The organism is Shewanella inventionis, from assembly GCF_014641855.1.
Classification (GTDB): Bacteria; Pseudomonadota; Gammaproteobacteria; order Enterobacterales; family Shewanellaceae; genus Shewanella; species Shewanella inventionis.
In genome coordinates this window covers 14,333-37,451 of the sequence record NZ_BMII01000008.1, presented here as the reverse complement: position 1 = coordinate 37,451, position 23,119 = coordinate 14,333, and the positions used below count along the sequence as shown (strand labels likewise).

At 37.7% G+C, this 23,119-nt stretch carries 19 protein-coding genes; 11 read left to right on the top strand and 8 right to left on the bottom strand.

Features of this window, described 5'->3' with window-relative positions:
• The first annotated feature begins 1 nt into the window (after window position 1).
• The 4 genes from IEW93_RS05980 (at window position 2) to IEW93_RS05965 (ending at window position 4,648) form a co-directional block, all read left to right on the top strand.
• Window positions 2-1,102 carry a hypothetical protein gene (locus IEW93_RS05980; protein WP_188737947.1) on the top strand — a complete coding sequence of 367 codons (1,101 nt, stop codon included), beginning with the start codon at window positions 2-4 and terminating at the stop codon, window positions 1,100-1,102.
• A gap of 331 nt (window positions 1,103-1,433) precedes the next feature.
• A complete protein-coding gene (locus IEW93_RS05975; RefSeq protein ID WP_229706627.1) occupies window positions 1,434-2,642 on the top strand; it encodes a hypothetical protein in 1,209 nt (402 codons plus the stop codon).
• A 959-nt stretch (window positions 2,643-3,601) separates the two neighbouring features.
• Entirely contained in the window at window positions 3,602-4,234 is a 633-nt protein-coding gene (locus tag IEW93_RS05970) for a hypothetical protein (RefSeq protein ID WP_188737943.1), read from the top strand.
• Window positions 4,235-4,288: 54 nt separating this feature from the next.
• Complete coding sequence (locus tag IEW93_RS05965; protein ID WP_188737940.1) at window positions 4,289-4,648, top strand: Aca2/YdiL-like domain-containing protein; 360 nt, start codon at window positions 4,289-4,291, stop codon at window positions 4,646-4,648.
• A 1,007-nt stretch (window positions 4,649-5,655) separates the two neighbouring features.
• On the opposite strand, the gene IEW93_RS05960 is transcribed toward IEW93_RS05965, so the two are convergent.
• Window positions 5,656-5,796: a hypothetical protein gene (locus IEW93_RS05960; RefSeq protein WP_188737938.1), complete on the bottom strand. Its 141-nt coding sequence runs from the start codon at window positions 5,794-5,796 to the stop codon at window positions 5,656-5,658.
• An 820-nt stretch (window positions 5,797-6,616) separates the two neighbouring features.
• Here IEW93_RS05960 and IEW93_RS05955 point away from each other — a divergent pair.
• Entirely contained in the window at window positions 6,617-7,501 is an 885-nt protein-coding gene (locus tag IEW93_RS05955) for a RepA family replication protein (protein WP_506344876.1), read from the top strand.
• 300 nt (window positions 7,502-7,801) lie between these two features.
• On the opposite strand, the gene IEW93_RS05950 is transcribed toward IEW93_RS05955, so the two are convergent.
• The gene (locus IEW93_RS05950) at window positions 7,802-8,359 is read right to left on the bottom strand and encodes a hypothetical protein (protein ID WP_188737934.1); all 558 of its coding nucleotides are present in this window, start codon (window positions 8,357-8,359) and stop codon (window positions 7,802-7,804) included.
• A 92-nt stretch (window positions 8,360-8,451) separates the two neighbouring features.
• Entirely contained in the window at window positions 8,452-9,540 is a 1,089-nt protein-coding gene (recA, locus tag IEW93_RS05945; protein WP_188737931.1) for a recombinase RecA, read from the bottom strand.
• A 182-nt stretch (window positions 9,541-9,722) separates the two neighbouring features.
• Here recA and IEW93_RS05940 point away from each other — a divergent pair, with 182 nt between their 5' ends.
• From IEW93_RS05940 to IEW93_RS05920, 5 genes are all read left to right on the top strand, one after another.
• Entirely contained in the window at window positions 9,723-10,871 is a 1,149-nt protein-coding gene (locus IEW93_RS05940) for a ParB/RepB/Spo0J family partition protein (RefSeq protein WP_188737929.1), read from the top strand.
• Between the two features lie 192 nt (window positions 10,872-11,063).
• Window positions 11,064-12,905 carry a GlyGly-CTERM sorting domain-containing protein gene (locus IEW93_RS05935; protein ID WP_188737927.1) on the top strand — a complete coding sequence of 614 codons (1,842 nt, stop codon included), beginning with the start codon at window positions 11,064-11,066 and terminating at the stop codon, window positions 12,903-12,905.
• 44 nt (window positions 12,906-12,949) lie between these two features.
• Window positions 12,950-14,143, top strand: a complete 1,194-nt coding sequence (locus IEW93_RS05930; RefSeq protein ID WP_188737925.1) for a hypothetical protein — start codon at window positions 12,950-12,952, stop codon at window positions 14,141-14,143.
• A complete protein-coding gene (locus tag IEW93_RS05925; protein ID WP_188737923.1) occupies window positions 14,127-15,206 on the top strand; it encodes a hypothetical protein in 1,080 nt (359 codons plus the stop codon). The genes IEW93_RS05930 and IEW93_RS05925 overlap by 17 nt, the downstream gene beginning before the upstream one ends.
• A 155-nt stretch (window positions 15,207-15,361) precedes the next feature.
• Window positions 15,362-15,781: a hypothetical protein gene (locus tag IEW93_RS05920; protein WP_188737920.1), complete on the top strand. Its 420-nt coding sequence runs from the start codon at window positions 15,362-15,364 to the stop codon at window positions 15,779-15,781.
• Between the two features lie 54 nt (window positions 15,782-15,835).
• Here IEW93_RS05920 and IEW93_RS05915 read toward each other — a convergent pair whose 3' ends face one another.
• The 4 genes from IEW93_RS05915 to IEW93_RS05900 are packed head-to-tail and all read right to left on the bottom strand — an operon-like array spanning window position 15,836 to window position 19,889.
• A complete protein-coding gene (locus IEW93_RS05915; RefSeq protein ID WP_188737918.1) occupies window positions 15,836-16,420 on the bottom strand; it encodes a hypothetical protein in 585 nt (194 codons plus the stop codon).
• Window positions 16,421-16,438: 18 nt separating this feature from the next.
• Window positions 16,439-18,877 (bottom strand): type IV secretory system conjugative DNA transfer family protein, encoded by a 2,439-nt coding sequence (locus IEW93_RS05910; RefSeq protein ID WP_188737916.1) that lies wholly within the window; start codon window positions 18,875-18,877, stop codon window positions 16,439-16,441.
• 9 nt (window positions 18,878-18,886) lie between these two features.
• Window positions 18,887-19,339 carry a hypothetical protein gene (locus IEW93_RS05905; RefSeq protein ID WP_188737914.1) on the bottom strand — a complete coding sequence of 151 codons (453 nt, stop codon included), beginning with the start codon at window positions 19,337-19,339 and terminating at the stop codon, window positions 18,887-18,889.
• Window positions 19,329-19,889, bottom strand: a complete 561-nt coding sequence (locus IEW93_RS05900) for a type IVB secretion system protein IcmW (RefSeq protein WP_229706625.1) — start codon at window positions 19,887-19,889, stop codon at window positions 19,329-19,331. Before IEW93_RS05900 ends, IEW93_RS05905 begins: the two co-directional genes overlap by 11 nt.
• 373 nt (window positions 19,890-20,262) lie before the next feature.
• Here IEW93_RS05900 and IEW93_RS05895 point away from each other — a divergent pair, with 373 nt between their 5' ends.
• The gene (locus IEW93_RS05895) at window positions 20,263-22,581 is read left to right on the top strand and encodes a DotA/TraY family protein (RefSeq protein ID WP_188737910.1); all 2,319 of its coding nucleotides are present in this window, start codon (window positions 20,263-20,265) and stop codon (window positions 22,579-22,581) included.
• 66 nt (window positions 22,582-22,647) lie between these two features.
• Here IEW93_RS05895 and IEW93_RS05890 read toward each other — a convergent pair whose 3' ends face one another.
• Window positions 22,648-22,839, bottom strand: coding sequence for a hypothetical protein (locus IEW93_RS05890; protein ID WP_188737909.1), 192 nt, complete (start codon window positions 22,837-22,839; stop codon window positions 22,648-22,650).
• Window positions 22,840-23,119 lie beyond the last annotated feature (280 nt).

The following is a 23,119-nucleotide window of genomic DNA, read 5'->3' as shown; positions in this document are numbered from 1 at the left end:
TATGAGTTATGATTTTCTAGTGCCTGGCGTAAATAAAGCTGTCCTTGAAAAAGCAAAAGCGGCTGAGGATGCGAGAAAATCTACTGCAGACACTCAAAAAGGCAGTAGAAATAGGCGCCCCAACCCGAAGGATGTTCATAATAATGCATTGAATTCCGCTAAGTTAATCGCTGAAAAAACAGATGATGAGCTGATAGTCATATCTGAAGAAAGCACAAATTTAACTGACGTTGACAGCGAAATGTTGCCTGAACAAAAAATCAAACATAAAGAAATCGAATTAGCTTCAGGTCGAGTGGTTGATTTCTACGAGATTTTTATTCCTCATTCCCAATTAGCTGATTCAATAGTCGTACTGAAGGATAACCCTCGTTGGCAAGAAGCATTATCGGAATTTAATACTAAAGATCTAATCGACAGTCTCAAAACAACAGGCCAGCTTTATAACTGCTACGGTGAGGTTCTAGAAGATGGGAGAATTTCAAATTGGGATGGTTCTAGAAGACTGTTTGCTGCAGAAAAGGCTGGTATAGGCCTAAACTTTACGGTAACCAAAGCTCGAGATATCAGTGCCAGCGACATACAGGCACTTATTGAGCAACTAGCCTTGTTTGAAGAGCAATCAATCTATGATAAAGGTATGCAATTCGCGTATTTACAGAATAATTTTAAATATTCTCATTCAGAAATTGCCAAAATTAAAAGTGTCAGCAAATCCACGGTGACTCGATACATCAATAGCGCGACATCAATACCTCCCGCTTTGATCCGATTATTCCCAGTTACCAATGAACTCTCTGCAAGAGATCTAGATCTACTAGCTAACATGTGTAAAAAAATATATTCGATAACCGATGATATTGATACATTTATTTCAAATCTGAAAATCGACATTGGGACATCCAAATCGACAATTTTTAAGTTATTGAAAGATTCACTACCAGTTGAAAGAGTGAAAGCCGAGACGTCCAACGATACCCCACTTTACAAGGCTCTTGATAAGCAAAAGTTAAAGTATAAGGTTTCTGTAACAGTGGAAAACTTCACTGATGAAAAAAGAGAAAGATTTGAAAAATTCTTGAAAGAGTTACAACAATCGTAAATTTAAAAACTACGGGTGTACGCCAATACACCCGAACATCAACCCCTAGAGCAGCTAAAGCAAAAGGAAATCAACATGCAAAATGTAACACTTAAGTCAAATGTTGTCAAAATGGACAGGTACATATTATGTAGGCCCAGTCTCTTCGCGAATTGGACTCAAAGCATAAATAAATTGAAAAACGAGTTGAAAAGATAAATATATGAAGAATATTGAAACAGTCCAGAAGATGTCAAACAAGATAAAAAGTGAACACTTTCCTATCTTGGTCGTAGATAAATCTCTAATAGATAATATTAAGTCCAATACTGAGCTCCATGGACTGTTCAATATGTTAAAAGCAGACTCATTTATTCAATATGAAAATCTATACTATCTTAGGCTGAAAGTAGATGTTTTAGTTGCCTATACAACGATTTGGAGAAATTTATCTAAATTAAAGAAGAATGGTGTTTTTAATGTCATCAAATTTTCTAGATCTAAGTTGAAATGTTCAATTTGGTATCCTGTTTCTTTTGATGACAAACCAAAACAAGCGGATATAACAGAAAGAGAAAACTCGACCATAAATCTTACCTGGGCAAACTCTATTCAAGAGAAAGACAAATCAATTTTTATAACCAGAACCATTATTAATCTTTTTCAAGTTTTATTTAAACAAAACAACAAAAATAATAGTGTAAAAAAAGTCACTACCTCCCTGCCCTCATTGAATCCTATTTTTGATGGCCCAGTAAATGTTAAATTAACAACTACAGGCGATAGTGACCTACCAAGCCCGGATGATATCATTATTTATGGCTCATTAATTAAATGTGTAGTCCAAAGCCGATTGGAACATAAGCGTAGAGGTGCGAATAACACACCGTCAAGTCGCATGTCCTTCCAAGTTCCAATAAACTCGATTGTGAATGAAGTCAATATTTCAGACACTAATGCCCCACGTAGCCGGGCAAACATTATAGCGTCTCTTCTTCGGTTGAGTTATGCAACTATCACCATTAATCCAGAAACATTAAGCCCTCTAAACATTGAACTTGATGAAGAAATAATGATTATTGATCCTATCAGTAACTTCTCAACTACCTTAAGAAGAACAGTAGATGGTGAAAATTTCCGAGGCTCTGGCTTGATGGTCGCTGATTTTAATTTACCTAACATCGTCTGTGATGCTATAGATCGTATGGTATTCGAGGCAGATAAAGGCGATTTCGAGAGAATCACAATTGAAGAACAGGAGCCTGAACGACTACATGAAATATCCAGCTTATTTGCCAATACACAAAATAAAACATTATCACTGTTAGTTGTTCATCTTTTGGCAAAATCAAGATCATCAAATATTGTAGAAGAAAGTTGGCCGCAGATAGCCTCGGCTATTGAAAACGGGTTAACAGCCTCAAAACTCAAATTGCAAATCACAAAAATTTTCAATAAAAGCTCTGCTATTAAAACTCATAACAATGGATTATTACTCGAAGATAAGGGTCAAAGATTAACTATTTATCCGAGCAAAGTAGTCTACGAGTTAAAGAATTAATATCGGTTAACGCGTTAACCGGTAGCAATTACTTGATTTTAGATATGGTATTTCCGCTAAAAATAGTACGTACATAGATGGGCCAATGAATCTGGTACATACTTTATCGAAATTCGCCAAGAAACCCCGTGAGCAGAACGAAGTGAATTCGCCCGGATGAATCGGGAACACCCCTGCTCTTGAATATACTTTATATTCTCTGCAGTAACCATCCGACCAAAAAGCCTTCCAGACCTAAAAATCATTCAACTTGTGACTGTTAAGTAGTCGGTTTTCGCAAGTTAAATTGATGATAAAGGCCTATGCTTGGTATTGTTTTAGGACAAATAGAACATTCAAGACTATGTATAACGGCAGTAAAAAATCTCTCTATAAAATCGGTTAACGCGTTAACCGGTGACCATTGTTTGCTTCCGCGTATGTGAAATTAAGCCTCAAACCAATTAAGCAGTGTTTACTACTGCTACATCATAACATCTTCCAACATACGACATAGCCTTTGCATTGCACAACAGTAGACCAGGTTCTAATCGGAACCTCAACAATATAGGACCACAACAAAAGCTGTATTAAATCGGTTAACGCGTTAACCGGTGACAATTGCTGGATTTAAATATTGATAAAAACCGTATCTATCAAAAATTGCCTTTATGTACATGAATCCTGCCTGTTCGACTAACTATATTGTTCCATAACAGGTATACACCTCATTAACCCAATTTCGCATTGAATCGGTTAACGCGTTAACCGGTCTATTCTCCATTGATTAAGTTTGTGTGCATTAACAAAAATTTGTACACATATGAAAAGGATCTGTCTGACAAGTAATAATAAATTCGCATTAATTAATTTTTCAATTTTAAGAGTAAAAAACAGGTTGGCATCGGTCGTTTTTACGACCAAAATGGTATCAATGGTTCGGAACAGGTTCGAATCAACTCAAGATAGTGAGTTATATTATGAAAACTTTATTCAAAACGTTTACTTACAAAGATTGGCTAATCATTCTTTACTCAGAATCAAAAGAAAGTGCATCCTATACAATGGAGCTAAAACATAGTTCAAATCTTGACACTAAGCTTGAATCAAAAGAAATAAGCAAAGAGCATTGGTTGACGCTGCAAACTGTAGAAAAAAACAAGCAGCTTTTTGGTATGTTTGATATTAATTTTAAAGTCTACCCGCAAATTAAAAGCGTCATAAACGCCAAGACCAAATTAGATGGTGATATTCATTTATCTTTAGTATCACAGAAAATATCAGGTGAACATCAGATAGTAATTTCAGATCAAGTTGGCGAAATTCGTTTAGTTGTTGATTACACCGTGTTGACTGTTGAAAGCTTTGACACGCAGTTAAGGAAATATTTTGGCATAATATTAAACCTTGATGTTGATGTAATGAACAAACTAGAAAGCTTTAAAAAAGATGACTTTGATGTCCATGTGTTGAATCTATCAAAGGCTGAGCAGGTTCTTGTCGATATAGTAAGGGAAGGTGAATATGACTTTCATAAGCAAGCATTTTCTAAATACGCTGGCGGTGGTATTGATAAAAATACCTATATCGAAGCTATAGTTAATTTCGCATAAATACAGACTATTGATAAAAGCGGCGGTATCGTCGCTTTTTTTCAGGTTGGAATAATGACTAATAATGAATTAAAACAACTACGACGCTTACTGTTTCTTGAAGTTAATGAAGCCGCTAAACTAATTGGGGAATGTGAGCCGAGAACATGGCAACGTTGGGAAAAGGGCGACAGGGCTATTCCACTCGATGTTTCTAGAGCAATCCAAATGCTATGCCTTACTCGCTTAGAGCGTTTGCAAGTAGGGTTTGATGAAGCCGATCCTAATTATCGCTATTTCGAAAATTTTGAGGATTACAAAGCTTCTGGTGGCACAGGCAATGAACTGAAATGGAGGTTGGCTCAATCTGTTGCAACTGTATTTCTATGTGAAACAGAAGCTGACAAGTGGCGCGAAGAAGAAACTGTTGATTGATAATTAAGAAATTACGTTATTTAAAGGTGATTAGTAGAAATGCTAATCACCTTTTTGTTAGTACAATATAGCCTTTACATAGCAACGACAGTAGGTTTTTAAAATCGGTTAACGCGTTAACCGGTGACAATTGATTGATTACGTGTGTATGAAGTTAAGCCTTAAACCAATTAAGCGGCGTTACCTACCGCTACACCATAACATCTTCGTTCATACGACGTGGCCTTTTCATTGCAATAGCATTAGACCAGGTTCTTACCGGAACCAGAATAATATAGGACCACAACAAAACTTTATTAAATCGGTTAACGCGTTAACCGGTGACAATTCTTTGATTGCGTGTCTATGGGATTATTGCTCAAACCAGTTAAACAGGTTGTACTACTGCAACATCATCACATCTCGGGGCAGGGGTTAAGGACTATTTAACCTAGTATTTCCGTACAATATAGCCTTTACATAGCAACGACAATAGGTTTTTAAAATCCGTTAACGCGTTAACCGGTGACAATTCTTTGATTGCATGTCTATGGGATTATTGCTCAAACCAGTTAAACAGGTTGTACTACTGCAACATCATCACATCTCGGGGCAGGGGTTAAGGACTATTTAACCTAGTATTTCCGTACAATATAGCCTTTACATAGCAACGACAGTAGGTTTTTAAAATCGGTTAACGCGTTAACCGGTGACAATTCTTTGATTGCGTGTCTATGGGATTATTGCTCAAACCAGTTAAACAGCTTGTACTACTGCAACATCATCACATCTCGGGGCAGGGGTTAAGGACTATTTAACCTAGTATTTCCGTACAATATAGCCTTTACATAGCAACGACAGTAGATTTTTAAAATCGGTTAACGCGTTAACCGGTGACAATTCTTTGATTGCGTGTCTATGGGATTATTGCTCAAACCAGTTAAACAGCTTGTACTACTGCAACATCATCACATCACGGGGCAGGGGTTAAGGACTATTTAACCTAGTATTTCCGTACAATATAGCCTTTACATAGCAACGACAGTAGACATCGTTCTTACCGCAACAGACCAATAAGCTTGCCACAACACAAGGCGTATAAAATCGGTTAACGCGTTAACCGGCACCACTCGTAGAACACCAGGCAATAAATGTTGATTTGTTTCCACGCACCAAAAATAAACTTATTTGATAGTTAATAGGTTTATTATTCAGGGTTTTGAAATTAAAATTCTCCTGGGATATGTAAACCCAACAACAGCTAATATAAATATGATTGGGATGAAGAGTAAACATGAGGTTACCACTAATCATGTAATTACATATACTTACCTTACTCTGAAGGGCTTAAGGCTAGACCGAGCTGTATTAAGTTTTAAGCAACATATTAGTATTTTATAGGACTCAGCCTGCCTCAAGCGAGTGGTATTCAAGGGTAATAAAACAAATTGCAATATGCTCAAAAGAATCGACTGTAACAAAACCCTTAATATTCAATAGCTTAAGTTTTATAACTATGTTCTACGCCCATAAAATACATTAAGGGTACGCAATTTGAAATTAAGGGTACATAAATATAATTTTTTGTTAAATAACAATGACTAACGCTAGCTAATAATCAAGTATTTAAGACAAATTTCACAACAAATTGCATATCAAATTGCATGATAAGAACATTGAAAACTAACTACGAAGAAAACATTTTCTATTATTTTTGTTAAATATCAGCAGCTTGCATATTATATTTTTGCTTTTAGATATTGAAAGTTGTGAAAGGGTGCATATTAAGGGTACGAAATTTGAGTTTAAGGGAACGCAATTTGAGTTTAAGGGTACAAAATTAGGTATAAAAGAGGTGTTTTATCTTTAATATAATCGTAAGCCATTGTATTTATTAACTTCGTACTTGTTTTGAGCTGGTTTGATCTGTTGAGGTCGATCGATTAAATTCGATCGCACTAGATCATTATTAATTTGCTCAAACGAAGAATGCAGAATCAACTACCTGAGTTTAACCCACCTAAAAGACGCCACCGGTTAATTAACCGAATGGTGGCTATGGCTGGCAGTTACGAATGGCAGGCTGATAAGTCTATTTTGGTTCTTCGCAATCTATTAAAATTAAGAACAAGAGTTCGTACACGTTTTTTAGCAGCTATATCTGCAGTTACATCATGTTTAGCCTACCACGCACAATTGACCCCAACCAAAACAAGCGACGGCAACAGGGTTCTATTTGCGATGCCTGACTATGTGTATGTATCAAACATCGCATCTCAGTGTAATATATCGCGATATACAGTCTATCGTGTTCTAGATTACCTAGCAGCTATTGGTGATCTAGTGACACATACGAAGTTTAACCCACTAACAAAAGAGTATTCCCCGACACAAATAATTTTAACTGAGTCTTTTTACATACGTATAGGATTTACGTATGAATCATTGAAGGCAGCAGTAAAGTCAGTTAATAAAGATAGTGGTAAAAATAATGAAAAAACTAAAAATGACCTAATGAAGCAAATTGCCAACGACTTTAAACAGTTAAGGCCATCAGTGAGGCGGCGATTAAGCAAATCTGCAGAGGGGATTTTAGCAAAAATAACTCCAAGTTCAGAGAATGCAGTTGAAGGCAAAACTGTTGCTATTCCCAAGAATAAGATCTTAGAAGGCCTAGTAGGACAATTTACTATCAATAAAGGCATTAATGCTAATGACTACATAGGTGGATGTGCTAAGCCAAGTGCTTGCCAGGTTGACGAGTTCGTACAAAACCCCGATTACATCAATATGCTAAATATACTCAAAGAAGCAGGAATACCTGTTGCCCAACGACACAAACAAGCTGTCGAAGCGCTAAAAAATTCAAAATAAATAGCCTTTACAGCATAGATCTATCCAAAATCCTTCAAAACAGTTCTTTTATCAATAAAATCACACTTAATACTAGTGTATTCCACTATTTTATAACCTTCTAAAAATTCATTTATTGTCTCATTAAAAAAAATGCACTTTTGCTGAGTTATAAACAACTATCTGCAACAGGTAGAATTACAGATAAAACACACGTAATGACCAAAGATCATTCTTCTAAAAGAAGAGTCACCTCACGGTGACTTCTTCTTCTTTAGAGTTCATTAAAAGACTTTTTTAATTGGATAAAAAAATGGGGGATTAATTAAGCAGGATGCCGTCTGTGACAAGGAATTGATCATTTGGACGTTGTTGTGAATCAATGTGACGAACCATTCGAGCATGATGTACAATCTCTTTTGCTGAACGCACTAGGCAGTCCTGGCCAATGATAAATGGTCGCATGGATATATGCTCTGAACGATTCTGGCGATACAAGTTAAAGACAACATGAAGATTGTCATGTGAGTTATCTTGTGGAAATTGTTGATTGTAAATTCTAAAGGTTTTCGTCTGACTAAAGTAATTTACTAATGTATAACCAAGTTGACCTAATTCATCATTTTCAAGACCAGTGCTAGACCATTTGAGTACCATTTGTGATACCCCACCGACTAAGCTGTTAAGTGGAAGAAACTTAATCTTATCCAATCCTTTTTTCACGTCAGTGTTCTTCATAGTGATTAGCTTTACTAAGCCAAGACTAAAATCAACAATATAGAAGAACACGGAATCAAAAACATTGCTATCAGCATAATCAACCAATTTCCAACCTGATGACAACATGTGTGCTTTGGTTATTTCATAATCTATATTCATAAAAAATCCAGTTAAGTGGTTATGATCACTGAACCAAAAAGAGATTGGCTCAGTGACGAAATAAAGGCAACTAAATTAAAGACATAGATAATTTAAATAGCTTCTATCTGTTCTTCGTCAACATCAAGGTCAATTACTTCAGCATCAGTTGATGACTTAGAGTTAACTGATGGTACAGATTGTGAATTGTTGCGAATGCAATCAAGGACTTTTTGCTTAATTTCTAAAAGAAGCGCTGGATCTTTTTCAAGTGTAGCGCATGAATTTTTACGGCCTTGTCCAATATTGTCACCATCATATGCGAACCAGGCACCGGCTTTTTGAATAATTCCATTGCTTACGGCAATATCAAGAATTTCTCCGGTTTTATTTATCCCTTTCCCATAAATAATCTCAAATTCAGCCTGCTTAAATGGAGCTGCAATTTTATTTTTAACAACCTTAACTCTGGTTGCATTGCCTATTACCTCTTCGCCGTCTTTTATCGCGCCAACACGACGAATATCTAAACGTACTGACGCATAGAATTTCAGGGCGTTACCACCAGTTGTGGTTTCTGGGCTACCAAACATCACACCTATCTTCATGCGAATTTGGTTAATGAAGATAAGCAAGGTATTTGATTGCTTAATGTTACCCGCAAGTTTACGCATTGCTTGACTCATCATACGCGCCTGCAGTCCCATGTGGGAGTCACCTATTTCGCCTTCAATTTCAGCTTTAGGAGTTAGTGCTGCTACCGAATCTACTACGATCACATCTACGGCACCACTACGAGTTAAGGCATCACAGATTTCTAGCGCTTGCTCACCGTTATCAGGCTGAGAGCAAAGTAGGTTATCAATATCCACGCCTAGCTTTTTAGCATAGATAGGATCTAATGCGTGTTCAGCATCAATAAAGGCACATGTTTTACCTTGGCGTTGAGCTGATGCAATCAGTTCCAATGTTAAAGTGGTTTTGCCACTACTTTCGGGGCCAAACACCTCGGATAGTCTCCCAAATGGGAGTCCTCCAGCACCAAGAGCAACATCCAAAGATAAGGACCCTGTTGAAATAGTTTCTACATCCATTGTTCGATCATCGCCCAATTTCATAATAGAACCTTTGCCAAATTGTTTTTCGATTTGTGCAAGTACAGATGTTAAAGCTGAACTACGATTTTCATTGGAGGCATTCATAATCATGTTTCCTATATAGTTAATTATTTACAACCAATTCAGTGTAGGCTTAAAGCCTACAGCGTGTCAACCTATAAATGATACTTTTTCAAAAAAATAAATATTGCAATAAACTTAAAGTTACTTTAAGTTTGTATCAGTTTTATACTTATCCAGTATCCGAAAAGTGCATCGAGGTTAAAATGTTTAATACTATCAACACTAAATATGAAGAGCTAAAGCCATCACGTTTACGTGATATGTTCAAATATGAAAAAGAGCACTCTGCACCGAACGAAATGAAAGTCGGCACTCTGAACTCATACATAGTAACTTCAGATAAAATCTATGTAGAGGAAGGGTTTAATATCAGAGATTTAAATGAAGAACATGTGAAAAACTTTGCTCAAGCATACAGAGACAATAAAACTATTCCTCAAATTATCGTAAAAGTGGTGCTTAATGAGGATGGTGAATACATCTGTATTGTTAGGGACGGTCACCACCGATTTGCAGGTGGAATTGAAGCTGGAAAAACTGAATTTGAGGTTAATGAGTTTCAAGGAGACAAGATAGACGAAGTATTATTGATGATAGATACAGCAAATGGACTTCCATTAAACCAACTTGACTTAGCCAATGCCGTTTCACGATTGAAAGATGAAGGCTTAAATAACTCAGAAATTGGTAGAAAAATAAACAAGTCGTCAGCGCATGTGGGTCATTTGCTGGATTTGCTTAGTATGCCAGAGCGATTGAAAAATATGGTGCGTAACGATCTTATATCACCTACGTATGCAAGGGAATTGTTTAAAGAACACGGTGACAATGTAATGTCTGTCATAACATCGATAAACAAAGAAAGTAATCAAAATGATAATGCGCATAGAGTTGGCAGCGATTCAGGCAATGATAAAATCAATTATGATGACAAAGTTACTGAAATTATGGATTTTGTTGAAAAAGTTAAAGTAGACAATGGAACTAATAGAAAGCTTGAACCTGGCTATCATGAAGTACAACTTGATATCGATGACGCTATTGATAGTAAAGATCTTGAGTTTTTACATCAAATTGGCCATGAAATTCATAACGCAGGAACAGATAATGCAGATGATGAAATACAAATTGATGTACTTTCAGAACCTGCTGATAGTGAAATTGTGCCAGCCAAGCGTGTTACCAAACTAGCAATAAAGGGTAAATCTATCCCTAAGTCTATAAGCACCGAAGTTCGCGATTTTATTCTAAAATTAGCAGCTCAATTGCAGGACGATGACAATCTTACTGTTAAGTTAAATGATAGTGATTTTTTTGAATTAATGCGCTTTCAAGATGTGTTAAATAAATAAGATTGATATTTATTGTATATATGTCAAAGCAGATAAAGGGTTGTCTCTAATTGGACAACCCTTTCTTTTATTTTTGTGGGTTAGTGGTTACACTGAGTATACTTATAAGGTCATAAATAAATATAAAAAACCGTTGACCGTAGGCTTAAAGCCTGCAATAATGTTGTTAATTCAAAACGTGAGGGTTATTCAATGTACAACTTCAATCGCTTTACTCTATCGACCGTTGCTATTGCATTGCTTCTTGCTCCAAATGCTAATGCTACAACTTTCCGTACTGACATTACGCCAGAGCAAATGCAGAAACTAAGCTCTAGAGATGCGAAGTTACATGCACAAAAAGTGAAGCGTTCTAAAGAGATTCAACGTATTTATGGCGATAAAGCTATTCCGCAATCTTTGAACTCGAATGGTGATGAGCAAAATAAAGAAATTAAAACATCAACATTTTATAAATTTTATGGCTGTGATGAGTACGATTTTGACGCAGCTTGCAAAAGAGAGCCAGCAGACCTTTCTGAGACTGAAATTCAACTGGCTTTTGTTTACGACCCATTTTCACTTGGAATGCAGCGCACCCTAGGCGCATTCTATCGCTATGCATCAGATACTGTTGATCTAATGAATCAGGGGTTTATTGATTCAAAGTTAAATACCAGAGTTAAGTTAGTGTCATTTACAGAAATTGATATAAGCGACTGGTATGAAAAACAACAACAAGGCATTGTTGATGCAGATAAAGAATACCTTTATGAAGCAATGCCAGAGTATTTCGTGCCTAAAGATTTAAGTTGGGATTACCCAATGTATGAGTTTGTAGGTGATGACGGACGCTATTACTCAGGCATTGCAAACCTTGCTTCGACGTTGTGGGAACACACACATGGCTACCTTTTAAATGACTATAAAACCAATTTTACAGTCGCGTTAAAAAAAGCGGGAGCTGATGCTATTTTACATGTGTCGGGCAAAACAGATGAAATTTCTGGTTTATGTGGTTCTAACTTTGGTGCTGGTGCTGGTGCAGTTATCGTTGCCAGAGAAAACATGAGCATTGACAATAAAGGTGGCTGTGGATACACAGAATTACACGAATTAGGGCATGGTTTGCTGGCTGGACATGAGCGTGAATACGGCGATGCTTTTCATCAAACTATTTATAATCGAGCGTCAGCGGCTGTATCGTGTGGCATTGATGCTAATGATAACGTGCAACCATCAGTGATGTATCATGTTGCAAATGGCTTTAATGTTTTTAGCTCACCAAATGTTATCAATAACGGCCTAGTTTGTGGTGATGAATCAGATCGAAATAACGCAAAACAAGTAGACATAGCAACACCGTACATAGCGAATATATCTGATGAAATGAACGTAGTAGGGACTGTATTTATTGATGATGAACTATCACAAATAGTATCAGTCAGTGATGACGGGGTTAACGTAACAATCTCCCGAGACGGTGACCTTAACATTGAAACAGAAGTAAACCTGTATATTGATGGCAGCTTAATTTTAGACAAAGATCAGTGGGGTAACGTGGTTAGCGCCACCGAGGTTTTTGTAGAAGATTATATTAACGTTATATTTGCACCTGGTGAAGAAACCAAAGTGGTTACGTTAGATTTTAGTGATGGTTTAACTCTTGCGGAAGATGCAGAAATCACTGCAAAGCTTGTGCTGCCATTGCTGTTAGATGTGGATTCCGAAGCTAATGAGTTACAAATTAATATCGTGGCAAATGATCCAGTGGACCCAGTGGACCCAGTGGACCCAACGGACCCAACGGACCCAACGGACCCAACGGACCCAACGGACCCAACGGACCCAACGGACCCAACGGACCCAACGGACCCAACGGACCCAACGGACCCAGTGGACCCAACGGACCCAACGGACCCAGTGGACCCAACGGACCCAACGGACCCAACAGTTCCTGTTGACCCAGTGGAGCCAGAAAAAGATAGCTCTGGTGGTTCGTTAGGCTGGTTATCGCTATTTGCGTTAGCTTTGGTAGCTAGAGTACGAAAGTAAATTAATCGGTATGGGGTAGACGTTCTACCCCTTTACAGAGCGAGATGAATATGATTAGTTTGCATGAGATCAAAGGTTTACGCAGCAAGGCAATTATAGCTAATCAGGTTAGTATCGCCTCGTTACTTGAGGCTAGGGAAAGTGAATCGTTTACAGATTTTATAGACGAGGTTATTTGTCTAGCCTGTCAAGAATATTCTGATTGTTTTAGCATCAATGAAAACGCTTCTAATGAGGAGAACTTTGCTAGAACAATATTCGCTGCATTAGAATATTACAATATCCTTGATGGCACAGGCATTGATTTAGAATCAGTTGTTTCACAAATATCGGATTATTACTCAGTTGATGACTGTGAAGATGATTATTCTCTTGATGAGGCAAATGAACACGCAATTGATTGTTTCGTGCAACTTGTATCTGATGAGGGTATAAATTTAATTAATGACATTGGCATAAGCTCAGAATTCGAAATTTTTGTATCATTAGCAGAGTTAGTTAAATTAAGTAAACACCCTAATGAAGTTGCAAGCATAAAGTGTGATGCGATTAATAATTACGTGATCAATTTAACGTGCGGGACAGAGATCCAGGTTAGTTCATTAAACGCCAACGGTGAGGTGATAGATTTAACTATAGGTAATGCCAGAATCGAAGATATTTATGTCAACATAAGTGACAATGTTATACCAAGAATCTCACTATCAATTGAAAGTGAGATTTCAATGATCGATTATGATGGGGTCAATTTAAATGAAGTCTTATCCTGCAGACCATCAGAATTATTTAAAAATACTCAATTTCCTACTGTAGAGTTGAGGCATTACATTAAGGCTTTGGTGTCTTATTTAGATGATAACAATAAAATGATACTGCAATCTCATAGTTGGCTTTACGAAGCGGTAAATGAATTAATAGAATCTGACGTATTGTTAGAGTCGTTCGTTTCGAGTGTCCATCGTGAGGCAGTAAATAAGATATTTGAACTGATAGCAACAACTTACCCGGTCGGAGTGTCACAGAGGTTTTTAAAAGCCCAGGTTGAAGCTCTTGATGAAAAAGTATTAGAACCTGAGTTTGTCTCATTGCTATATTGTTGTGATGAAACAAGTTTTATATCAAATGCGGATGTAGTGGAGTTTGCCAAGAAAAGTAATCTACCTCTTGCACAAACAGTAGTGTTGTGGGAACAGCCACCTTTATTGATAGAGGAAAAACCCCATGCTCTCAGTTTATAAAACACTAAATGACTGTAAATACAACGAGCTTGTTGAGTTACAAGATGCCATTGGTCATGCAAGTGATTTATTGGCTTATACTGTTGAATTGATGAATAGCAATTTAGGTTTCAGCACAAATCAAATTGCCATATTAAAAAATGTACCAATAGAGTTTTCAGCAACGTCTAAGGTAGATGTGACAGAACGTGAAGCAGAACAACTATTATTGTTGGGCTTCTCGCAGGAGATACATAAACAGGTAGTATCTCAAGCAATGATTACCAGGTTAGGGAAATATTTTTCAGACGCAACTGTTACGGAAGATTTGGACTTATCGCTAACGATAGCTCATCAGCCGTTTAGGGTTAAGTTTACTAAGAGCAACCTTGTTGTTTTTGATGCTGACGGCAATGAGGTCGTTAAAAATCAAGCAAAGTCAGAAAGTGAAAAACAGTTGTGGGAAGGCATATCGAACCAACTTGCAAGGTCGCCAATAAATCAACGTCTTGATGGAAACCGTGGGTTATTAAATATTATTGATATGACTTTTTTGGAACGGCTAGAAAACAATCTGGTAAATGTAGGTCATTTTACCGAACTTGGCCGAGAACTTAATAACTCATATGGGTTGGATGAAAACACTTTTACCAGAGAGTTGAGGCTGCTAGTCAGCAAGGATGGTTTGGCTAGTTCTATAACACAGCATCTGGGTAAAAATATTTTAAAACAAGAATGTATTGATTATATTGACCAGCTTGTGTGCTATTTGCAGTTAGAAAACATAGATCCAAGCCTGTTAGCTTGTAAGTTTATCGAAGCCTATGAATACTTTGGCACCCAGAAGTGGAATACTAAAGAAGATGATGTTGATAAATTAATTGAAAAGGTGGTTACTTCAAAATCTTTCGACGTATTGACGCTTGAGCAATTAAATAACTTAGATACGAGCGAGTTTATTGAGCGTTTAAGGGCTGTAAAGTTCGCATTAGATATCGACTTAGCCATTAACGCGGAAAGTATTGTGACAAGCTATTCTGAGGCCGAATTAAGCGAAGAATTTGCGATGTCAAACAGTTTGTAATTAAATAGATAAATAGAGGTGAGGTGAGCTATGAACAATAAACAACAAAAGGAACATGGTCAGAAATGTAAGGTATGCCACCACAAATCATTTCACTCTCCCTGGTGCTGGGAAAAGCCTGTACCATCTTTTGACAATAAACCGAGTTAACACTAATGGATGACAAAGACAGAGCTAGGAAAAATTTTGCAGCATTGATGCTTCAGTCTGCAGAGCAGTTGGATGATTTCGCGGCAGTTATCGGATTGTCGGACAAGCTTATCAGAAACACCAAAAATGATTTAGCAAAAAAAATCAGACCTTCAAGTAGCCCGTCATCGCGTGGCATATCTAAGTCTGATTTGTTAAATGTGCAGCTAATGGCGATATTGCGCCACTCTGGTTATGATTTTTCTACTGCAGAATTCGATGAAAACATGATTATAACTAGGTTGGTTGGTCCTAATGGCGCCGCTGTGGGGTTTCAGGTAACAGATAATGAATTGTCCAAAAATGAAACGATTGTAAACCTGTTTAATAAAACAATAGAGCAGAAGTCTGAAGTTATAGCATTATGTAAACTAAGCAGCGATTAAACCAATATCTTTATAAAAAAGCCCTTAACGATCGTTAAGGGCTTTTTTGTTAGGTTAAGCATCTTTATTAAAAAACTTGCGGATGTTTTGGAATGATATTTCACGTACCCACAATGTTGATGTGCCATTAAAAATGCGTAAACGTTCGCGTTCTGGGTCGTATCCAGTAATAACCATATCTGTTTTATTCGGTTTGAATTTTACTCCAAGCCACTCTGGGCTAAAACCAAATGATGCACAATGAGATAAATATGATCGACCATAATGGTCAAGGCCAAAGAAGTTTATTGTAGAGGCGTTGAGGGATATTTTTAATGTTGTCTGGTCATCATTAACTTTGCAAATAATATCAGTCACACTTAACCCCAGTTCATTTGCTAACTTTACTGAAAGGTTGGTGAGTAGGTTTTTAAACTCAAGTGTATGTTCGTCGGTTATTTTATCTACGCACGTAACGCCAAGACTATTTGTATAGTTAAGAGCCTCTAAGTTAGGTTTAGTAGATGGTTTGTAGTTAGCACGAAACTCATTTGCTAAATCTGCAACTGATTTAAATTCAGTTTGAGGCTTTTTTTCAACAACACTAATTCTGGGCGTGTCATTTTCAGTGTTTATAAGTTGAGCTGTATTTGTATTCATGTTCATCATTATCTCCAATTAGCGATTTGAAAGGTCTTTTTTGAGGCGTTTTAGTAGTTGTAACTGTAAGTCAGGGTTTGCTTTAAGTCGTTGCTTGCCTGGGTAGCCAGAAACATCAGCAATGTTCTCAATTGTTTTACTGGTGACACTCTTGATTGCTTCAGGTGATTTTTGTGGCTGTATAAGTGAGTTGATTGCCTCAAGATCACTTGATAGAGCCTCTTTATCCAATAGTCCACTTGAGAAAATGTTTGCGAACAAGGATTTGTTATCTAGAGCAGTTTTTTCAGCTTCCTCCTCGATATCACTTGCAAACTCATTTGAAGTATCAGAGTCGAATGGTTGTGCATCAAAATTATCGTCTGCCGTGATCTGGTCTTCTACTTTCTCGTTAGTGTCATTTTCTTCGACGGGTTTTTCGATCGGGGTAGATGCCTTGGCGTAACTTGAAGTAAATATGTTGTTGTACTCAGTTTCTAGCCTCTCAAGAAAAATCATAAATACACCAGCAGCTTGTAGATCATTAGGAACTGATGCTTTTTCAGCAAGGAGAAAATCACTATTGATGTTTAATAATTCACTCTCAGAACCACGGTTCACTTCGACTTTGCTACCGCTCTCTAAGATTTTAATGAAAGCATTACTGTACTGGTTCACTCCATCGAGTAATATAGAAAGTTCGTTTGGGTTAAATTTAGGGCAGGGGATAAAATCATTAAGTGCGGTGATTTTTAGTTCCTTTGCTGTAATCTGAGGCATGTTAACTTTAAAAAATCGGTCTTGTTGCTGTAAGTAGACCTCACCTTCAATAAGTGTATTGAAATCCCGAATATCAACGCGGTTACGGCGAACAGTGTTAACTTGATTGGCCACTTGATTGCCATGGAATACACCACCCTTTTCTATGTCTTTGCGGTCTTCTTCAACTGTGTAAGCTTCGCCCATTTGATCCTTAAACATTTCCACTGACTGTTTATCCATCAAAAAGCCACCAAGTTTAGTTACTGTGTTACCAATAACAGAGTCGGTTTCTTTGCTCGCCATTTCTGATAATCTGCGCATACCGGGTAGGTCTTGCGCTGCATAAACCATTGATATAAAAAGCGATCTGGACTGAGCGGCTGCAACTGCAGTACCGTCAACGAAGTAATAACCTACCTCGTCATTGATGGATAAATAAGGCACGCTGGCAGAAGTTGCTGAGTTTTTAATGTTGGTTTGTACATCGCCTTCAAACTGACTACCAAGAGATGAACCCATCATAGACTTTTGAGCAGCAAGAGAAATGCGGCCTAAATTTGCAAGCGATGAAGGAGATTTTTCTAAGGCAGGTAAAAGAACCATTAAGATTCGTCTGTTCAAAACGCAATCTTTCATGCTGACCTGCCCAATAAGACATTGAAAAATGAATGCGTAGTCGCCCACAAGCATATTCAGCAAAGGAATGATCTGCATTGTAATAAATCCAAACTGATCGTATACCGTTGTAGACTGTGGCGACTGACCTTTAAGTAGTTGGCTAAACGAAGCTTCAGTCATACCGGGAATGGTTCGAATGAACTCAACCAATTCAGATGATGCTACTGGAGGAAGGTCACTTCTGCCTGCCAACTTACCGACAGCCTCAAGACTTAAATAAGGGATAAATGAGCTTACAGATAATTGAATTTCACCCATATCTCGACGATAAACCATGACTTTAGTCAATGCAGATAAAAAAGATTCAGCTCGCTTTGCCCAAATGTCACCATCACCATCTAATAGCGATTTTTGTAATTCGGATATGTCTGAATAGCTAGAAGAATAATAGGGGTTAAATGTGTTAGACATCTGGTGCTCAGTCCTACCCCAAATGTCTTGTCCTCCAGTAATGTATGAGATCATGAGAAAATCAAGCGCACGGTTAAAACGCATCGCATTAGATAAATGCTCAATACTAAGGTCTAATTGGGCCTTACCGTCTGTATAAGAGTAACCTGAGCCCATGACTAATGCGCCTGAGATCGTCATGGTAGTCAAACCAACCGACTTACCACCACCGGTAGTAGCAAGGAACAGTAGGTGTCTCCTTGTTTTTTCAATTGTATTCCAAACCTCGTCACCATCGTCGGTGACACCAAGGTATTGAACTCCAGCTGGTTTACCTTGGACTCTGCCTTTTTTACTCGGTACCCAATCGTTGGGGTCTACCTTCTGTTTGCTTCCTGCGGGAACATATAAAGGCATACTTAAAAGTTCAGGTTTACAAAAAAGCCAAATAATAACTAGTAGGGGGAATAAGATCTTAGTGATAGTCGGAGCAATAAATAATATTAAACCCAACACCATCAGAACGTGTCCGTACTTTCTGCCCTTAAAAAGCAAAATAACTTCAGTTATAGGATCTTTGTAGTGGCGAACAACTTTGTCTTTACTAATTTCATCGCCAGCTGATATACCGAACTTGTTATGAGCCATAGTTAATATCTACTTGTTTTTAAATAAATCTGCTGGAACCCATTTTTCACTTGGTTGTGCTTGAGGATTACCCGTAGTTGGAGGTCGTATAATAGGTGTCGTATCAATAGGAGCGGATATAATTGGGGTTGATATGTCTACAGGTGATGTCGATGTACCACTGCCACTACTGCTGCTGCCAGTTTGGAAGCTATTGCTACTATAATCACCATAGAAACCCATCAGATCGTTGGTGCCAAATCCGCAGAATAAATCTGCACCAAAACTTGGCATAGTAGGCATATCAATAACTAAATCGCCTAGCCCACAGGAATCCAATAGGCTAGGTACTTCATCAATCATGAATCGTTCAAATTTATCTTGGTGAGACTCTTGCGCCGACTGAGAGCATGAGTCTGCTGCAACGCCACTAAACGATGCAATAGATAAAAAACAAGATATTAAAGTTACTTTAATTTTCATCAGATTTCTCTTCATCGGGTTTAATAATTTCATCAAAATCTATTCCATCATCATCAAATTCGTTTGTTGTGATGGCTTGTGCTTGTGCTTGTGCGGTATCGGGTGGCGGTTCAGTTGTAACAGGCTCGGTAGTAACCGGTTGAGCAGTTTCAATATTTTGAGGGGTTTGACGCTTAATGTTCTCATTTAGCTTGGTAAAAATAACTTTAACCCGCTCGCTACTGAATATTTTCAACATTAAAAATGTACGTGCTGTGTAGGAGATCCTTACATATAGCATTTCAATAAACTGCTTTGACTCTTCATCAACAACTAAGCTTTTATCAGTCAAGCTTGCTAGTTTATCTGGGTTTGCGGTACCTAAAATGTTGATTAAACGTAGCGTTCGGGGAAATGAGAAAAGCGCCGATAGGCCAAGTAAAGTTGAGTTGTCTAAAGATTTTATTACTTCAATTTCATTTGATTGAGTGATGTCATTAAGTGCAGATGATATGTCTTCAATTAATTCCTTTATATCTTTATCTTCATCCGATGGCCAATCCTCACGCAAAGACGCGTCCACAGCGGCTTTTGCTGTGTTACCGAGTGTTACAAGCCAATCTTTTAAGCTTCTATCATCTAACATAATCAGTCGCACACTTTACTTAACATGTATTTAATACATATACTAGCACCAGATTAAAGCAAATGGAATAACTAGGTTATGAAGGCAATTACACAGTCTTTGGATGACGCGGCTTTAAAAAGGCTGACAGGTCAAACCTCGGGCGTGAAGTTTAAAAGGTTTCAGTTCGCAAGGTGGGTAAAGTTCTGTTTGCAAGATATCTGCCCAAACTCAGCATATACACCGCAACATTAACTCAATCAATGGAGAGTGCAAGAAACACTTACGGCACTAATTAACCGTGTAACTTGCCTAAATAATGATGAAAAAATTACTTTTCCACATCATGATAATTGTTTGCCTCAGTGCTTCAGGTGTTTCATTTGCAGAAGATTCTGAGTCTACATATGCTGAAAACCCTGCAGTAATAATGCAGGCAGAAGAACCTATTTCAAACGTCGTGACCGAAGCTGAAGTAGGGCTAATTCCACCTGGATTTTTCTCTGGTCCAGGTGAAGGAGATTTGGCTTTAGAAATGTACAGGCAGTTACTTGGTGATACTGCTTTGGTTGCGACAAAATATTTTGAAAACGATCAGTCAGGAAGAGCCAGTTCCGGAAATGTCACTTTAATTACGTACATGTTGTCATTGATGGCAGTTATGGGAATGGTCGTTGGTGTTATTTTAACCTCATACTGGATGTTTATAGGTTTAATTAAAACTAATGTAGAAGGTGAGTTCATGGGCAAGAAGTGGGACTCGTATATGGTTCCTTTACGCTCATTATTCTCGATTGTTGGTATGCAGCCTTTCCCTGGGTTCGGTGGTTTATCTTTTATACAGGTGTCAGTGCTTGGGATTGCCTTGCTTGGTGTTGGGATGGGGGGTGCAGTATTAAAGTTCGGCTCAGCAAAAGTTGTATCGGCACCAATAACAGATGGCATTAAGCCAGATTACATGAAGTTTTTTACAAACTTGCTTGACTCAAAGATCTGTAATGCATCATTTATCCATGAGGGAACCTATGGAACAGACTATTTGAGTATTAAAACAGATACTGACACTTACACAATAACAAGCGGGAACCTCAATCGTCCAACAAGCTATGAAAGAAGGGTTCAAAAATTTTCAGTTGGTAGAGATGGTATTTGTGGGACGTTTGAACTGGAATTATCGAACACTACAGCCGTAAATAGGGCTAACCCAATTAATAATTTAAGGTTCCAAATGGAACATAGGATGAACTCTCTCCTTGGGCCAGTTATAGCCGAATCTTGGAACTCATTCGATCCTATTATTGGCTCTGATGGTGTGGAAGGTTGGTTGTTTGATTATGACGCCGCAACCGATATGTCTGAAGAAGTTAGAGCCTCGAAGCAACAACAATTAGAATCTGCATATTCTAGTTTTGTTGCCAGAGTCGATGCTGTTGTTCGTCAAGGATTAGAGTTGGAGGCGACAAACAATGCAACAACTGTGCAATTTATAGAAATGGTTGGCGAGTTAGGGTTTGCTTATACCGGCGCTTTGCACTATCCACTAATAATGAGAGCGAGTGCTGTTGAAAACGCAATTCATGGTTTCCTTCCTTCGATAACCAGGAATGAACCAACCTCACTATGGTTTTGGGATGACGATGTTGATGCCTATAAAGAGTTCATGAAATACAGTCAGACAGTAAAAACAATAGCACATGACTGGATAAAAGATCGCTCGTCATATAATCACTTCGGCGCCGTAGAAATTATGTCTCAAGTTCAGATTGGTGACGACCCATCACAAGCGTTATCCGTGGTAGGAAATTCTACGGTAAATTTTGTTGCAAACATGTTTCGAGATATAGAAGGTCACCCTGACCCGGTGCTTGAGATGGCAGCAATGGGAAGGACTATTGAAACTACTGCTGCTGTATGGTTTTTATTAACATCATCGATTAGCGGGGCTTCTGGTACTACAAATGCAATTCCGTTTCTTTCCGGTGCTGGAGCACTATTTCAGCCGTTGATCGGCTTTTTAACAACAGGCACTTATATGCTGTTGGGCTTAGCATTTTTTTACGCAGAAATTGTCCCTGCAATACCATACATCATGTGGCAAATCGCGATTATGGGATATTTCATGTACGCGCTAGCAACATTCTATGCTGCCCCGATGGGATTTGCGATGATGAATCACCCTGATGGCGATGATGCATTCGGTCGCGCCGGCAAAGGTTTTGAAATTTTAATTAATTTAGCAATAAGGCCAGCATTAATGGTGATGGGATTCTTTACCGGGCAGGCTTTATTAAAAGTCGTCGCATGGTTCATTAATTTGACGTTTTATCCCACTTTTGATGCCATCAGTTCAAATAGCGCTCTTGGTGTTGTCACCGGATTTGGGAAACTGGCTATTTACGGCGTGCTAATGTTAGTTGCATTTTACAAATCGAACTCAATGACTTGGGAACTACCAAGTATGATTGCTTCTATGATGGGGTTAAATCAAACTCATAGAGACATGGGTGAGGATGAGGCACAGCAAAAAACATTAGTTATGGCAGGAATGCTTTCTAATAATATAACCCAATTAACAGCTTCTGTTGGAAAGGGCGGTGATAAAGGAGCAGGCAAAGCTGAGAAAAAAGATAAGGAGTGAGTATCGTAAATATAATAAAAAAACACTCCATGATATCATGGAGTGTCGAAATAAATAGTTTAATGGTTATAATAAGATAGTAAGATTTATATGTAGTTCATCACAAATTCGTTTCAAATAAGACAATTGTTCGCTGCATTCCCTCTGGATAGGTCTTGCATCTATTTCAATGTCACTATATCCCGCTGCAACAGACTCAGAAATCTTTCCAAAAAACTCAATAAAAGCCAATATGTCGTTGTTTGAATCTTTCAACACTTGTTCCTCCTTGGTACGACAATTAAATGTGTGGTTTTTGAATTAATTTTTCACACAGCGCTATAAAAACAAACATCAGAAGTTAAATCAATGCGTAATTTTATTTATTATTTTGTTAACAAAAGCTGTATAAGTCATTGTAAATAAATGTAAACCGCTGCATATGTATACTGTTTTCGGTATTTTTAACTGTAAATTTTAAAAAATTAATAAGCCAAAAATTAAAAAAATTTCACTTATGACAAAAAAACAGGTTCTACCACTTGTTTTGATAAATGAC

Excerpts from the sequence above, each read along its gene's own strand:
- IEW93_RS05980 (WP_188737947.1), top strand. The coding sequence starts at position 2 with ATGAGTTATGATTTTCTAGTGCCTGGCGTAAATAAAGCTGTCCTTGAA.
- IEW93_RS05975 (WP_229706627.1), top strand. The coding sequence starts at position 1,434 with ATGTTAAAAGCAGACTCATTTATTCAATATGAAAATCTATACTATCTT.
- IEW93_RS05970 (WP_188737943.1), top strand. The coding sequence starts at position 3,602 with ATGAAAACTTTATTCAAAACGTTTACTTACAAAGATTGGCTAATCATT.
- IEW93_RS05965 (WP_188737940.1), top strand. The coding sequence starts at position 4,289 with ATGACTAATAATGAATTAAAACAACTACGACGCTTACTGTTTCTTGAA.
- IEW93_RS05955 (WP_506344876.1), top strand. The coding sequence starts at position 6,617 with ATGCAGAATCAACTACCTGAGTTTAACCCACCTAAAAGACGCCACCGG.
- IEW93_RS05950 (WP_188737934.1), bottom strand. The coding sequence starts at position 8,359 with ATGAATATAGATTATGAAATAACCAAAGCACACATGTTGTCATCAGGT.
- recA (WP_188737931.1), bottom strand. The coding sequence starts at position 9,540 with ATGAATGCCTCCAATGAAAATCGTAGTTCAGCTTTAACATCTGTACTT.
- IEW93_RS05940 (WP_188737929.1), top strand. The coding sequence starts at position 9,723 with ATGTTTAATACTATCAACACTAAATATGAAGAGCTAAAGCCATCACGT.
- IEW93_RS05935 (WP_188737927.1), top strand. The coding sequence starts at position 11,064 with ATGTACAACTTCAATCGCTTTACTCTATCGACCGTTGCTATTGCATTG.
- IEW93_RS05930 (WP_188737925.1), top strand. The coding sequence starts at position 12,950 with ATGAATATGATTAGTTTGCATGAGATCAAAGGTTTACGCAGCAAGGCA.
- IEW93_RS05925 (WP_188737923.1), top strand. The coding sequence starts at position 14,127 with ATGCTCTCAGTTTATAAAACACTAAATGACTGTAAATACAACGAGCTT.
- IEW93_RS05920 (WP_188737920.1), top strand. The coding sequence starts at position 15,362 with ATGGATGACAAAGACAGAGCTAGGAAAAATTTTGCAGCATTGATGCTT.
- IEW93_RS05915 (WP_188737918.1), bottom strand. The coding sequence starts at position 16,420 with ATGAATACAAATACAGCTCAACTTATAAACACTGAAAATGACACGCCC.
- IEW93_RS05910 (WP_188737916.1), bottom strand. The coding sequence starts at position 18,877 with ATGGCTCATAACAAGTTCGGTATATCAGCTGGCGATGAAATTAGTAAA.
- IEW93_RS05905 (WP_188737914.1), bottom strand. The coding sequence starts at position 19,339 with ATGAAAATTAAAGTAACTTTAATATCTTGTTTTTTATCTATTGCATCG.
- IEW93_RS05895 (WP_188737910.1), top strand. The coding sequence starts at position 20,263 with ATGATGAAAAAATTACTTTTCCACATCATGATAATTGTTTGCCTCAGT.